Annotated in this window: 11 protein-coding genes; 5 read left to right on the forward strand and 6 right to left on the reverse strand. The window is 52.7% G+C overall.

What is annotated here, in order from left to right:
• Window positions 1-2: 2 nt before the first annotated feature.
• The 6 genes from AC4ICF_RS05090 to AC4ICF_RS05115 form a co-directional block, all read right to left on the reverse strand.
• Complete coding sequence (locus tag AC4ICF_RS05090) at window positions 3-329, reverse strand: cytochrome o ubiquinol oxidase subunit IV (protein WP_006176899.1); 327 nt, start codon at window positions 327-329, stop codon at window positions 3-5.
• A complete protein-coding gene (locus tag AC4ICF_RS05095) occupies window positions 329-943 on the reverse strand; it encodes a cytochrome o ubiquinol oxidase subunit III (RefSeq protein ID WP_003859057.1) in 615 nt (204 codons plus the stop codon). Before AC4ICF_RS05095 ends, AC4ICF_RS05090 begins: the two co-directional genes overlap by 1 nt.
• A complete protein-coding gene (gene cyoB / locus AC4ICF_RS05100; RefSeq protein ID WP_116341615.1) occupies window positions 933-2,924 on the reverse strand; it encodes a cytochrome o ubiquinol oxidase subunit I in 1,992 nt (663 codons plus the stop codon). The genes AC4ICF_RS05095 and cyoB overlap by 11 nt, the downstream gene beginning before the upstream one ends.
• A 16-nt stretch (window positions 2,925-2,940) precedes the next feature.
• Complete coding sequence (gene cyoA / locus AC4ICF_RS05105) at window positions 2,941-3,888, reverse strand: cytochrome o ubiquinol oxidase subunit II (protein WP_008503322.1); 948 nt, start codon at window positions 3,886-3,888, stop codon at window positions 2,941-2,943.
• Between the two features lie 477 nt (window positions 3,889-4,365).
• A complete protein-coding gene (gene ampG, locus AC4ICF_RS05110) occupies window positions 4,366-5,841 on the reverse strand; it encodes a muropeptide MFS transporter AmpG (RefSeq protein WP_316380339.1) in 1,476 nt (491 codons plus the stop codon).
• Between the two features lie 45 nt (window positions 5,842-5,886).
• Window positions 5,887-6,465 carry a lipoprotein gene (locus AC4ICF_RS05115; RefSeq protein ID WP_023310568.1) on the reverse strand — a complete coding sequence of 193 codons (579 nt, stop codon included), beginning with the start codon at window positions 6,463-6,465 and terminating at the stop codon, window positions 5,887-5,889.
• Window positions 6,466-6,770: 305 nt separating this feature from the next.
• Between AC4ICF_RS05115 and bolA the strand changes: the two genes are divergently transcribed.
• The 5 genes from bolA (at window position 6,771) to lon (ending at window position 13,539) form a co-directional block, all read left to right on the forward strand.
• Window positions 6,771-7,088, forward strand: a complete 318-nt coding sequence (bolA, locus tag AC4ICF_RS05120) for a transcriptional regulator BolA (protein ID WP_003859051.1) — start codon at window positions 6,771-6,773, stop codon at window positions 7,086-7,088.
• Between the two features lie 330 nt (window positions 7,089-7,418).
• A complete protein-coding gene (gene tig, locus AC4ICF_RS05125) occupies window positions 7,419-8,717 on the forward strand; it encodes a trigger factor (protein ID WP_014882773.1) in 1,299 nt (432 codons plus the stop codon).
• Window positions 8,718-8,977: 260 nt separating this feature from the next.
• Window positions 8,978-9,601: an ATP-dependent Clp endopeptidase proteolytic subunit ClpP gene (gene clpP / locus AC4ICF_RS05130; RefSeq protein WP_014069126.1), complete on the forward strand. Its 624-nt coding sequence runs from the start codon at window positions 8,978-8,980 to the stop codon at window positions 9,599-9,601.
• Window positions 9,602-9,726: 125 nt separating this feature from the next.
• Window positions 9,727-11,001, forward strand: a complete 1,275-nt coding sequence (gene clpX, locus AC4ICF_RS05135; RefSeq protein ID WP_061099041.1) for an ATP-dependent protease ATP-binding subunit ClpX — start codon at window positions 9,727-9,729, stop codon at window positions 10,999-11,001.
• A 183-nt stretch (window positions 11,002-11,184) separates the two neighbouring features.
• Window positions 11,185-13,539 (forward strand): endopeptidase La, encoded by a 2,355-nt coding sequence (lon, locus tag AC4ICF_RS05140; protein ID WP_061099040.1) that lies wholly within the window; start codon window positions 11,185-11,187, stop codon window positions 13,537-13,539.
• Window positions 13,540-13,652 lie beyond the last annotated feature (113 nt).

The raw sequence follows: 13,652 nt of genomic DNA on the forward strand, positions 1-13,652 counted from the left end.
TCTTAGTGAACCATCATGTTGTAGTTGAGGTTCCACATAATCCAGATGGAACCGACTACCAGGATAGCGATGATAATCACGGTAAAGATAAAGGCGGTCATATTCCAGCCTTCATCGGACTTGGTGTTCATGTGCAGGAAGCAAACCAGATGCACCAGAATCTGAATCACCGCGGTTACCAGGATTGCTCCCAGGATAACCGGCTTGGACGCAGAACCGCTCATCACCATCCAGAACGGGATCACCGTCAGGATGATCGACAGGATGAAACCTGTCATGTAGGTTTTTACGCTGCCGTGGGAAGCGCCATGATCGTTAGAATGACTCATTACATCGCCCCCATCAGATAGACAACAGAGAACACACAGATCCATACCACGTCCAGGAAGTGCCAGAACAGGCTCAGGCACATGATACGGGTACGGTTAGTGCTGGTCAGGCCGCGGCGGGAGATCTGGAACATCAGTACTGCCATCCAGATCAGACCCGAGGTCACGTGCAGACCGTGGGTACCCACCAGCGCGAAGAACGCGGACAGGAAGCCACTGCGATCCGGGCCGAAGCCTTCCATAATCAGGTGATGGAATTCATAGATTTCCATCCCGATAAAGCCAGCACCAAACAGCCAGGTCAACGCCAGCCAGGAGACAACCTGGCTCTTGTTGTTTTTGTACATGGCGATAGCCGCCATGCCGTAGGTGATGGAGCTGAATAACAGCAGTGCGGTTTCAACCAGAACGAACGGCAGTTCAAAGATGTCCTTGCCGGTCGGGCCGCCCGCTGTGCCGTTCACCAGAACGGCATAGGTCGCGAACAGACAGCAGAACAGAATGCAGTCGCTCATCAGGTAGATCCAGAAACCGAAGACTTTCGTCGGTCCTGTATCGTGGTGCGCATGTTCATGCGCGTGGGCAGTTGAGTGCGCCAGAGTATCAGTTGCCATTTTTCAGCCCCGCTTTAGAAATCTCGTCGAAATGCTGATTTTCCAGCTTTTCAACTTCACGGACTGGTACGTAGTAGTCCACGTCCTCGTCAAAGCTCTTCACAATCCAGCTGATTACGATGCCGGCGAAGCCAACAATCGCCATCCACCAGATGTGCCAGATCATTGCGAAACCAAATACCGTTGCGAAAGCGGCAATCACGATGCCCGCAGCGCTGTTTTTCGGCATATGGATCTCTTCGTAATGCTCAGGTTGCTTGTACGCTTCACCTTTTTCTTTCATTTCCCAGAAGGCATCACGCTCGTGAATGTGCGGCACTACGGCAAAGTTATAGAACGGCGGTGGAGAAGAGGTTGCCCACTCCAGCGTACGGCCACCCCATGGGTCACCGGTCAGGTCGCGGTTCAGGTTACGGTCACGGATGGACACGTAGTACTGAATCAGCTGGCACAGAATACCGCAGGCAATCAGCGCTGCACCGCCCGCTGCAACCATCAGCATTGGGTGGAACTGCGGATCGATCTGCTGGCTCAGTCGACGGGTCATACCCATGAAGCCCAGCACGTACAGCGGCATAAACGCCACGAAGAAGCCAATGATCCAGAACCAGAACGCGCGTTTACCCCATTTTTCGTTCAGCGTGAAGCCGAACGCTTTTGGCCACCAGTAGGTTACGCCAGCGAAGCAGCCGAAGACCACGCCGCCGATGATAACGTTATGGAAGTGCGCAATCAGGAACAGACTGTTGTGCAGAACGAAGTCAGCGCCCGGTACCGCCAGCAGTACGCCGGTCATCCCACCTACGGAGAAGGTAACGATGAAGCCGATGGTCCACAGCATTGCTGAGTGGAACACGATACGGCCCTGGTACATGGTGAACAGCCAGTTGAAGATCTTCACCCCGGTAGGGATGGCGATAATCATGGTGGTGATACCGAAGAAGGCGTTTACGTTCGCGCCCGCACCCATGGTGAAGAAGTGGTGCAGCCAAACGATGAACGACAGAACGGTAATACACACGGTTGCCCACACCAGAGAGGTGTAACCAAACAGGCGTTTACGCGAGAAGGTTGCCGCGATTTCGGAGAACACACCGAAGACAGGCAGAACCAGGATGTACACTTCCGGGTGACCCCAGGCCCAAATCAGGTTGATGTACATCATCATGTTGCCACCCATATCATTTGTGAAGAAATGGGTGCCCAGATAGCGGTCCAGGGTCAGCAGCGCGATGGTGACGGTCAGAATTGGGAACGATGCGATAATCAGTACGTTGGCGCACAGAGATGCCCAGGTAAATACCGGCATCTTGAACATCGTCATACCAGGAGCACGCATCTTCAGGATGGTCACGAAGAAGTTGATACCGGTCAGGGTCGTACCGACACCGGAGAGCTGAAGCGCCCAAATCCAGTAGTCAACACCGACACCCGGACTGTACTCAATTCCCGACAGCGGCGGGTACGCCAGCCAGCCGGTCTGCGCGAATTCGCCCACACCCAGTGACAGGTTAACCAGGATAACGCCGACAACGGTGAACCAGAAGCTCAGGTTGTTCAGGAACGGGAACGCCACGTCGCGCGCACCAATTTGCAGCGGAACGACGACGTTCATCAGACCGATTACCAGCGGCATCGCCACGAAGAAGATCATGATAACGCCGTGAGCGGTAAAGATCTGATCGTAGTGGTGCGGCGGCAGGAAGCCGGCTTCGCCCGCAGATGCGAGTGCCTGCTGGCTACGCATCATGATCGCATCCGCAAAGCCACGAATTAACATGACGATACCGACGATGCAGTACATGATACCGAGTTTTTTGTGGTCAACCGAAGTCAGCCACTCATTCCACAGGTAGCTCCACTTACCGAAGTAAGTGATCAGGCCAACTAAGGCCGCGCCACCAATGATAATTGCAGCCACCGTAACCATGATAATCGGTTCATGGTAGGGCACTGCATCCAGTGTCAATTTTCCGAACATTTTCTTCCTCGGCCCCTTAGTGAGCGGTTTCCGCGTGGCTCATGTCCATGCCTTCCATACCTTCATGCGCGCTGTGCTCGCCTTCTGGCTGGGTCATGTCCATGCTCTTGCCGTGATCCATAAATTTGCCAATAACGTCTTTGAACAAATCAGGTTTCACGTTAGAGAAGTACTCCACCTTGTTGTATTCGCTAGGTGCAGCCACTTTTTCGAACGCCGCCATGTCAGACATGGTGTTTGGAGACTGCTTCGCTTTTTCAACCCACTGGTCGAAAGCGGCACGGTCCGGCGTCGCAATAGCTTTGAACTTCATACCTGAGAAGCCCGGGCCGCTATAGCTGGCGGAGATACCATCGTAGGTGCCTGCTTCATTCGCGATCAGATGCAGGTTCGTCTGCATACCGGCCATCGCGTAAATCTGGCTACCCAGACGCGGGATGAAGAAGGAGTTCATTACGGAGTTGGAGGTCACTTTGAACTGAACCGGAGTGTTCGCCGGGAAGGCGATTTCATTCACGGTAGCAATGCCCTGCTCTGGATAGATGAAGAACCATTTCCAGTCCATGGAGACCACTTCAATGGTAATAGGTTTTTCATCGTGAACCAGCGGCTTGCTTGGCTCAAGTGCGTGAGTGGTTTTCCAAGTCAGTACGGCAAGGAACAGGATGATCAGAATAGGCACCGTCCAGACCACAGCTTCCACTTTATTGGAGTGTGACCAGTTCGGGCTATACTTCGCATCTTTATTGCTCGCACGATACTTCCAGGCGAAACCAACAGCCATCAAAATGGCAGGAATAACCACAATCAACATCAGGCCAAAAGCCGTCAATATCAGTGAACGTTGTTCCAGTCCAATCTGTCCTTTGGGGTCTAGTAGTGCAGAATCGCAGCCACTGAGTAATACAGTACCTGCGAATAATGACAACCATCCCAAACTTTTATTGTATTTCCTGAGTCTCATTTAACGACCTCAATTCCACGGGAGTCTGGTGGCGTTTAAAGTGTGCGGGCATTTTACGGGAAGGTTACATTACTGTAAACATCATTAGGCCTGTGTCAGGAAGGTGTTACCGGGTTCTGCCGCACGTGTCACAAGTGTTGCAGATTATGTCGGTTTTTATGACCGAAGCCGCATGAGATGGGCTTTATAACGAAAGGACCCCCAAGCATACCCTAAAAGGGGCAATTGGTATAACCATTGTTAAAAATAAACAAAAAATTAACAATTAATTATCAATAAAAAGACATCTAAAAAACGAAAAATCAAACTTTCCAATGCTGAATCGTTTAATGAAAAATAGCAATTTGGAACCGGCTCCAATAATTTCCAAATCCTATCCCGCACAAAACAACAAATATTTTTTTAGCGGCTGATGGCTATTTCGCCGTTATAATTTCGGTTAGTGATTACAACGGGAAATAACCTTTCGCTTTTTCTTCAGGTCATCTGCGTTTTACGCAATGCCATAAAATCGAGCAGACCGCCCGTCAGGATCCCGGCGATGGCCAGCAGGGCTCCGGCGTCCAGCAGAAGGGCTTCGAGGGGGAGCGCCAGAGACGTACTGGCGTTAACAATAAGTACCACAAGCCAGAGCGCCAGCGCGGCGCAGCCCGTCATTAACAGACGTAACGCAAAACGGTAGGCGCGATGATATTCAGTGCGCGGCATAAAGTGTTCAGTCCGCTGGGTATATTCCAGCGTCTGGCGACACACCAGCAATAATAAAATCCCCGGCACGGCAGCCGCGACCGAGAAGAGATAAAACGTTGGCCAGCCGTGGGCTTCCACAAACCAGCCGGCAATCGGGCCTACGTACACGCGGCCAACGGCCGAGAGCGCCGAGAGCAGAGCGAACTGCGTGGCGGAAAATGACTTATTGCACAGGGTCATCAGCAGGGCAACAAACGCCGCCGTCCCCATCCCGCCGCAGAGGTTTTCGAAGAACACCGCTGCGGCCATGCTGATCGTATGTTTGTCGGTAATCGACAGCAGCCAGTAACCGGCGTTAGAGGCGCCCTGAAGAATGCCGAAGATCAGCAGCGCGCGGAACAGCGTCAGGCGCTGCATCAATACACCGCCATAAAGTGCGCCGACGATGGTCGCAAACAGCCCCAGCGTTTTGTTCACTACCCCCACTTCACCGGCATCAAAACCGACGCCGCGGATCAGGAAGGTGGTGGTCAGGCTCATGGCAAAGGCGTCGCCCAGCTTATAAAGGACGATGAGCAGCAGGATCAGCCAGGCATTGTTACGGCCAAAGAAGTCGCGCAGCGGTTCGGCCACGGCCTGCTCCAGCGAGCGGGGGACCGGGATAACGTCACTCGGTTCGGGCGCGAACAGCGTCGCGATGATGCAGGGGATAAGCAGGGCGGCCATCAGCCAGTACATGCCCTGCCAGCCGAGGTAACGGTCGGCCAGCCACAGCGCCAGGCCGCCGGAGACCAGCATCCCGAGGCGATAGCCCAGCACGCTGATGGCCGCACCGGCCCCGCGCTCCTCGGCGGGTAAGACGTCCGTCTTCCAGGCGTCAAACACAATATCCTGGGAGGCGGAACAGAAGGCTATCACCACCGCAAGCGCGGCCATCCAGCGAAGCTGTGTGGTCGGTTCAAGGAAGCCCATCGCCGCAATCGCCAGCAGCAGCAGGACCTGCGTCATCACTAACCAGCCGCGACGACGTCCCAGGAACGGGGGCGTATAGCGATCCATCACCGGCGACCACAGGAACTTAAAGACATAAGCCTGGCCGACCAGCGAGAAGAAACCAATGGTTTTGAGATCGATGTTCTCGACCGTCATCCACGCCTGAAGCGTGCCGGAGGTGAGCGCGAGGGGTAAACCGGAGGCAAAGCCGAGGATCAGCAGAATCGCTGATTTCGGTTGCTGGAAAATGCGTAAGTAGTTACTGGACATGGTTTTATGAACTGACCCGGTGAAGTACCGGGTCAGTAAGCAGGATTAACGTGCGTTCTGCTTGATAAAATCGTGAATGCTGGTGTCCTGCGCCATATCGGCGATGGTATCCGTCAGCACGCTGTTAACGGCGTTAGCAATGTTCTGGTTGGATGCCTGGAACGCGCCTTCAACGGAGTAGCTGGCGCGGTAGTTTTTCGTCATCTTGTTACCGTTTTTCGCGGTGGCAATGATGGCGATATCCGCTTTGGTCGCGATGTTGTAGCGCACGTTGCCCTGAGACACGTCTGCATAAAGGTTGTTGACGATGATCTGCAGGTCAACCGCGCCGCTTGGGCCAATCATGTAGCCGCGAGCGGTCATTTGCTTCTCAAGCACTTCCTGCAGCAGGAAGCGCAGGTCGCGGGACGCGGTGAGGGTAACCTGCTGGTTATCGCGGGTCACTTTTGCCAGAGCCTGGTCCTGACGCTGATCGGCACCGTTAATGCTCACGGTGACGCCCATCAGGCTAGGGTCCTGCTGAGGCAGAGTGATTTTTGGTGAGACATCAATAGTGGTAGGCGGAGTCGCACAGCCTGCCAGCATAAAAAGGGCTACCAACGGAAAGAAGAGTTTTTTTAACATTTTCAGGTTCTCAACGAATCGTAAGCATAAAGAAAGAGAAATTGCCGCCATCATAACATCGACAACGGTCAGGGGAAGTGGTCAACGCATGTAAATTCATCGTCTTGTCTGAAAACTGACCAGCTCACCCTTTTTCTCCTCCCGCGAATGGTGAAAGGTATGAGTCTCACAGTGAACTTCATTCGTTTGAATGAGAAAATTAGACGAAAGCTAAATATTTGTTGTCAAGGTGTAATGGAAACGGTAAAAGCGGCTAATATTTAAAGGGATGGGTGACATCTCAGCGTTGTCGGAGGAGTAATTTCATGATGATACGTGAACAGATAGAAGAAAAATTAAGGGCAGCGTTCAACCCTGTGTTCCTCGAAGTCGTCGACGAAAGCTATCGTCATAACGTGCCGGCAGGTTCTGAAAGCCACTTTAAAGTGGTTCTGGTTAGCGATCGCTTCACGGGAGAACGTTTCCTGAACCGACATCGCCTGATCTACAGCACCTTGACGGAAGAACTCTCCACAACCGTGCATGCGCTGGCACTGCATACCTACACCATTAAGGAATGGGAAGGCTTGCAGGATACGGTTTTCGCGTCGCCGCCCTGTCGAGGTGCCGGCACTATCGCCTGATAAATCGGATTTGCAACGGCCGGAGCTTTTCCAGTATGTTGCTTACAGATTTCCTCAAAACGGCCTTCGGGCCGTTTTGTTTTGTCTGAGTTTTGAGCGGATGGTGCGATTTTAAGGCTAAAAATAGCCTTAAAGTGTGAAAAAAGCCGCAGCAACATGCCCCAACCGTTCTCGACTCACCTAAGTGATGCCGCTATAATGCCGCGTCTTAATGAATGTCTTCGGGATGATTCTGGCGACAGGGAATGTGAATCTGCACTAAGAGAGCATCCCGGTATAACAGACAGATTCAGAGTTGACCGAGCACTGTGATTTTTTTGAGGTAACAAGATGCAAGTTTCAGTTGAAACCACTCAAGGCCTTGGCCGCCGTGTAACGATTACTATCGCTGCTGACAGCATCGAAACTGCTGTGAAAAGCGAGCTGGTCAACGTAGCAAAAAAAGTACGTATTGACGGCTTCCGTAAGGGCAAAGTACCAATGAATGTTGTTGCTCAGCGTTATGGCGCTTCCGTGCGTCAGGATGTGCTGGGTGAACTGATGAGCCGCAACTTTATCGACGCGATCATCAAAGAAAAAATCAATCCGGCTGGCGCACCAAACTACGTGCCAGGCGAATACAAACTGGGCGAAGACTTCACCTACTCCGTAGAGTTCGAAGTGTATCCGGAAGTTGAGCTGAAAGGTCTGGAATCTATCGAAGTTGAAAAACCGATTGTTTCCGTAACTGACGAAGACGTTGACGGCATGCTGGACACCCTGCGCAAGCAGCAGGCGAACTGGAAAGAGAAAGAAGGCGCTGTTGACGCGGAAGACCGCGTAACCATCGACTTCACCGGTTCTGTTGATGGCGAAGAGTTCGAAGGCGGCAAAGCGTCTGACTTCGTACTGGCAATGGGCCAGGGTCGTATGATCCCAGGCTTCGAAGACGGTATCAAAGGCCACAAGGCTGGCGAAGAGTTCACCATCGACGTGACCTTCCCGGAAGAATACCACGCTGAAAACCTGAAAGGTAAAGCAGCGAAGTTCGTCATCAACCTGAAAAAAGTGGAAGAGCGCGAACTGCCAGAACTGACTGAAGAGTTCATCAAGCGTTTCGGCGTTGAAGATGGTTCTGTTGCTGGCCTGCGTACCGAAGTGCGTAAAAACATGGAGCGCGAGCTGAACGGCGCTGTGCGTAACCGTGTGAAATCTCAGGCGATTGAAGGTCTGGTAAAAGCGAACGACATCGACGTTCCTGCTGCTCTGATCGACAGCGAAATCGACGTACTGCGCCGTCAGGCTGCACAGCGTTTCGGTGGCAACCAGCAGCAAGCGATGGAACTGCCGCGCGAGCTGTTTGAAGAGCAAGCGAAACGCCGTGTGGTTGTTGGCCTGCTGCTGGGCGAAGTGATTCGTACCCACGAGCTGAAAGCTGACGAAGAGCGTGTAAAAGGCCTGATCGAAGAGATGGCGTCTGCATACGAAGATCCATCAGAAGTGATCGAGTTCTACGGCAAGAACAAAGAGCTGATGGACAACATGCGCAACGTCGCCCTGGAAGAGCAGGCTGTTGAAGCGGTACTGGCGAAAGCGAAAGTGACCGAAAAAGCGACCTCTTTCAACGAACTGATGAACCAGCAGGCGTAATTTCGCCCTAACGGTTTAAAGTTTGAACAAAAAACCCGTTGCCCTCCGGCGACGGGTTTTTTTTATCGCAGCTTGGGTTCTTGAAGGGTGCTAAAACGCCCTTTCAGTGTTAGCGTTACAACAAAAGGTTGTTATGCTTGAAATAGGGCGTGGCGAACCCCATAAGTGTGTAATCACGATGATTGAGACTGGCTGATAATCCGTCCATAAGGTTACAATCAGTACAGCAGGTGTTTTCAATTTTGAACCAGGAGACGGAAATGTCATACAGTGGCGAACGAGATAACTTTGCACCCCATATGGCGCTGGTGCCAATGGTTATTGAACAGACCTCACGTGGTGAGCGTTCTTTCGATATCTATTCCCGTCTGCTCAAGGAACGCGTTATCTTTCTGACCGGCCAGGTAGAAGACCATATGGCTAACCTGATCGTGGCGCAGATGCTGTTCCTGGAAGCGGAAAACCCGGAAAAAGACATTTACCTGTACATCAACTCGCCTGGCGGTGTGATTACGGCGGGCATGTCCATTTATGACACCATGCAGTTCATCAAGCCAGATGTCAGCACTATCTGTATGGGTCAGGCTGCATCCATGGGGGCCTTCCTGTTAACCGCAGGGGCGAAAGGTAAGCGTTTCTGCCTGCCTAACTCCCGCGTGATGATTCACCAGCCGCTGGGTGGTTACCAGGGGCAGGCGACGGATATCGAAATCCACGCCCGCGAAATTCTGAAAGTAAAAGCGCGCATGAATGAACTTATGGCGCAGCATACAGGTCAATCTCTTGAGCAGATCGAGCGCGATACCGAGCGCGATCGCTTCCTCTCTGCTCCAGAGGCAGTTGAGTACGGCTTAGTCGACTCCGTATTGACCCATCGTAATTGATGCCCGCGACGCGAGTGTGCCGCTATACTAAGGTAGGGCGGCACGCTGCTTAAAGCACACGCGTCTTAGAATGGCATTTGCGTCGTCATGTGCGGCACAAAGAACTTAAAAAGAGGTTTGGACTCATGACAGATAAACGCAAAGATGGTTCGGGCAAACTGCTGTACTGCTCTTTTTGCGGCAAAAGCCAGCATGAAGTGCGTAAACTGATTGCCGGGCCGTCCGTGTATATCTGCGACGAATGTGTCGATTTATGTAACGACATCATTCGCGAAGAGATTAAAGAAGTTGCGCCGCACCGTGAGCGTAGCGCATTGCCAACGCCGCATGAGATTCGTCATCACCTTGACGACTATGTCATCGGTCAGGAGCAGGCCAAGAAAGTGCTGGCGGTGGCGGTATATAACCACTACAAACGTCTGCGTAACGGCGACACCAGCAATGGCGTGGAACTGGGCAAAAGCAACATTCTACTGATCGGGCCAACCGGCTCCGGTAAAACGCTGCTGGCGGAAACGCTGGCGCGCCTGCTTGATGTTCCGTTTACCATGGCGGATGCCACCACACTGACCGAAGCTGGTTATGTGGGTGAAGACGTTGAGAACATCATTCAGAAGCTACTGCAGAAGTGCGATTACGACGTACAAAAAGCCCAGCGCGGGATTGTTTACATTGATGAGATCGACAAGATCTCCCGTAAATCAGACAACCCGTCCATTACCCGTGACGTATCGGGTGAAGGCGTGCAGCAGGCGTTGCTGAAGCTGATCGAAGGTACGGTTGCCGCCGTTCCGCCGCAGGGTGGACGCAAACATCCGCAGCAGGAGTTCCTGCAGGTTGATACTTCCAAGATCCTGTTCATCTGCGGTGGTGCGTTTGCAGGTCTGGATAAAGTGATCTCCCACCGTGTTGAAACCGGCTCCGGCATTGGTTTTGGCGCAACGGTGAAGGCGAAGTCCGAGAAAGCCAACGAAGGCGAATTGCTTTCGCAGGTTGAGCCTGAAGATCTGATCAAATTTGGTCTGATCCCTGAGTTCATTGGCCGTCTGCCGGTTGTGGCAACGCTGAATGAGCTGAGTGAAGAGGCGCTGATTCAGATCCTGAAAGAGCCGAAAAATGCGCTGACCAAGCAGTATCAGGCGCTGTTCAATCTGGAAGGCGTTGACCTGGAATTCCGTGACGAAGCGCTGGACGCAATTGCCAAGAAAGCGATGATCCGTAAAACCGGTGCGCGCGGCCTGCGTTCTATCGTTGAAGCGGCACTGCTCGACACTATGTACGATCTGCCGTCGATGGAAGATGTTGAAAAAGTGGTTATCGACGAGTCCGTGATCGGTGGCCAATCCAAGCCGCTGCTGATTTACGGTAAACCGGAAGCCCAGCAGGCATCTGGCGAATAATTCACCAAATCATACAAGCAGTTAATCAAAAAGGGGGGATTTTATCTCCCCTTTACTTTTTCCGTGTTCATAGCGTTGAATGTGTGGGAAACATCCCCATATACTGGATACATGTTAATGGTTATGTGAAGCACTGTGACATGACCAGCTTACCTGGCGGACACTAAACTAAGAGAGAGCTCTATGAATCCTGAGCGTTCTGAACGCATTGAAATCCCCGTATTGCCGTTGCGCGATGTGGTGGTTTATCCGCACATGGTCATACCCTTATTTGTAGGGCGGGAAAAATCTATCCGTTGCCTCGAAGCCGCTATGGATCATGATAAAAAAATCATGCTGGTGGCGCAGAAAGAAGCATCAACGGATGAGCCGGGTGTAAACGATCTTTTCACCGTCGGGACCGTGGCCTCTATTTTGCAGATGCTGAAGCTGCCTGACGGCACCGTGAAGGTGCTGGTGGAAGGGCTGCAGCGTGCGCGTATTACCACCCTGTCTGACAATGGCGAACACTTCTCTGCTAAGGCAGAGTACCTTGATTCGCCTCAGCTTGATGAACGCGAGCAGGAAGTGCTCGTGCGCACCGCAATCAGCCAGTTTGAAGGCTATATCAAGCTGAATAAGAAAATTCCACCAGAAGTGCTGACGTCGCTGAACAGCATCGACGATCCTGCGCGTCTGGCGGATACCATCGCTGCGCACATGCCGCTGAAGCTGGCTGACAAACAGTCCGTGCTGGAAATGTCCGACGTTAACGAACGTCTGGAATACCTGATGGCGATGATGGAGTCTGAAATCGATCTGCTGCAGGTTGAGAAGCGCATTCGTAACCGCGTGAAAAAGCAGATGGAGAAGTCTCAGCGTGAGTACTATCTGAATGAGCAAATGAAGGCGATTCAGAAAGAGCTGGGCGAGATGGACGACGCGCCGGATGAAAACGAAGCGCTGAAGCGTAAGATCGACGCGGCGAAGATGCCGAAAGAGGCGAAAGAGAAAGCCGAAGCAGAACTGCAGAAGCTGAAAATGATGTCTCCAATGTCGGCTGAAGCGACCGTCGTGCGCGGCTACATCGAGTGGATGGTTCAGGTGCCGTGGAATGCCCGCAGCAAGGTCAAAAAAGACCTGCGTCAGGCTCAGGAAATCCTGGATACCGACCACTACGGCCTGGAACGCGTCAAAGACCGCATTCTTGAGTACCTCGCGGTACAAAGCCGTGTAAACAAAATTAAAGGCCCAATTCTGTGCCTGGTAGGACCGCCAGGGGTGGGTAAAACCTCTCTGGGTCAGTCCATTGCCAAAGCGACCGGACGTAAATATATCCGTATGGCGCTGGGCGGCGTGCGCGATGAAGCGGAAATCCGCGGTCACCGCCGTACCTACATCGGTTCTATGCCGGGTAAACTGATCCAGAAGATGGCGAAAGTGGGCGTTAAAAACCCGCTGTTCCTGCTCGATGAGATCGACAAGATGTCTTCGGACATGCGTGGCGATCCGGCGTCTGCACTGCTGGAAGTACTTGATCCAGAACAGAACGTGGCGTTCAGCGATCATTATCTGGAAGTGGACTACGACCTGAGCGATGTGATGTTCGTGGCGACCTCCAACTCCATGAACATTCCGGCCCCGCTGCTGGACCGTATGGAAGTGATCCGTCTCTCCGGTTATACCGAAGATGAGAAGCTGAATATTGCTAAGCAGCACCTGCTGCCGAAACAGATTGAGCGTAACGCGCTGAAAGCCAACGAGCTGACCGTCGAGGACAGCGCGATTATCGGCATCATTCGCTACTACACCCGTGAAGCGGGCGTGCGTAGTCTTGAGCGTGAAATCTCTAAACTGTGTCGTAAAGCGGTGAAACAGCTGCTGCTGGATAAGAGCCTGAAGCACATTGTGATTAACGGCGACAATCTGCATGCCTACCTGGGCGTTCAGCGCTTCGACTACGGTCGCGCGGACAACGAAAACCGCGTTGGTCAGGTCACCGGTCTGGCATGGACGGAAGTGGGCGGCGATCTGCTGACCATCGAAACCGCCTGTGTGCCGGGCAAAGGCAAGCTGACCTACACTGGCTCGCTGGGTGAAGTGATGCAGGAATCCATTCAGGCGGCGCTGACCGTGGTGCGTGCGCGTGCGGAGAAACTGGGTATCAATCCGGATTTCTACGAAAAACGCGACATCCATGTGCACGTTCCGGAAGGGGCGACGCCGAAAGATGGCCCAAGCGCGGGTATTGCCATGTGTACGGCGCTGGTCTCCTGTCTGACAGGGAACCCGGTACGTGCCGATGTGGCAATGACCGGTGAAATCACCCTGCGTGGTCAGGTCCTGCCAATCGGTGGGTTAAAAGAAAAACTGCTGGCGGCACACCGCGGTGGGATCAAAACCGTATTGATTCCTTACGAGAATAAACGCGATCTGGAAGAGATTCCGGACAACGTGATTGCCGATCTGCAGATCCATCCTGTTAAGCGAATTGAGGAAGTTCTTACTCTCGCATTGCAGAATGAACCGTCCGGAATGCAGGTTGTAACCGCAAAATAGTGACCTCGCGCAAAGAGCGTCAATAAAAACAAGGCTGGTAAGTCATTTCGCACTTGCCAGCCTTTTTTTGTATAGCTAATTTAGATTGCTGATTAGGTCAGCCATCAACAACG

Source organism: Enterobacter sp. ECC_219_Taxon_10 (assembly GCF_058354905.1).

Bases quoted from the DNA above. Each gene is read 5' to 3' on its own strand.
- AC4ICF_RS05090 (WP_006176899.1), bottom strand. From the start codon at position 329: ATGAGTCATTCTAACGATCATGGCGCTTCCCACGGCAGCGTAAAAACC.
- AC4ICF_RS05095 (WP_003859057.1), bottom strand. From the start codon at position 943: ATGGCAACTGATACTCTGGCGCACTCAACTGCCCACGCGCATGAACAT.
- cyoB (WP_116341615.1), bottom strand. From the start codon at position 2,924: ATGTTCGGAAAATTGACACTGGATGCAGTGCCCTACCATGAACCGATT.
- cyoA (WP_008503322.1), bottom strand. From the start codon at position 3,888: ATGAGACTCAGGAAATACAATAAAAGTTTGGGATGGTTGTCATTATTC.
- ampG (WP_316380339.1), bottom strand. From the start codon at position 5,841: ATGTCCAGTAACTACTTACGCATTTTCCAGCAACCGAAATCAGCGATT.
- AC4ICF_RS05115 (WP_023310568.1), bottom strand. From the start codon at position 6,465: ATGTTAAAAAAACTCTTCTTTCCGTTGGTAGCCCTTTTTATGCTGGCA.
- bolA (WP_003859051.1), top strand. From the start codon at position 6,771: ATGATGATACGTGAACAGATAGAAGAAAAATTAAGGGCAGCGTTCAAC.
- tig (WP_014882773.1), top strand. From the start codon at position 7,419: ATGCAAGTTTCAGTTGAAACCACTCAAGGCCTTGGCCGCCGTGTAACG.
- clpP (WP_014069126.1), top strand. From the start codon at position 8,978: ATGTCATACAGTGGCGAACGAGATAACTTTGCACCCCATATGGCGCTG.
- clpX (WP_061099041.1), top strand. From the start codon at position 9,727: ATGACAGATAAACGCAAAGATGGTTCGGGCAAACTGCTGTACTGCTCT.
- lon (WP_061099040.1), top strand. From the start codon at position 11,185: ATGAATCCTGAGCGTTCTGAACGCATTGAAATCCCCGTATTGCCGTTG.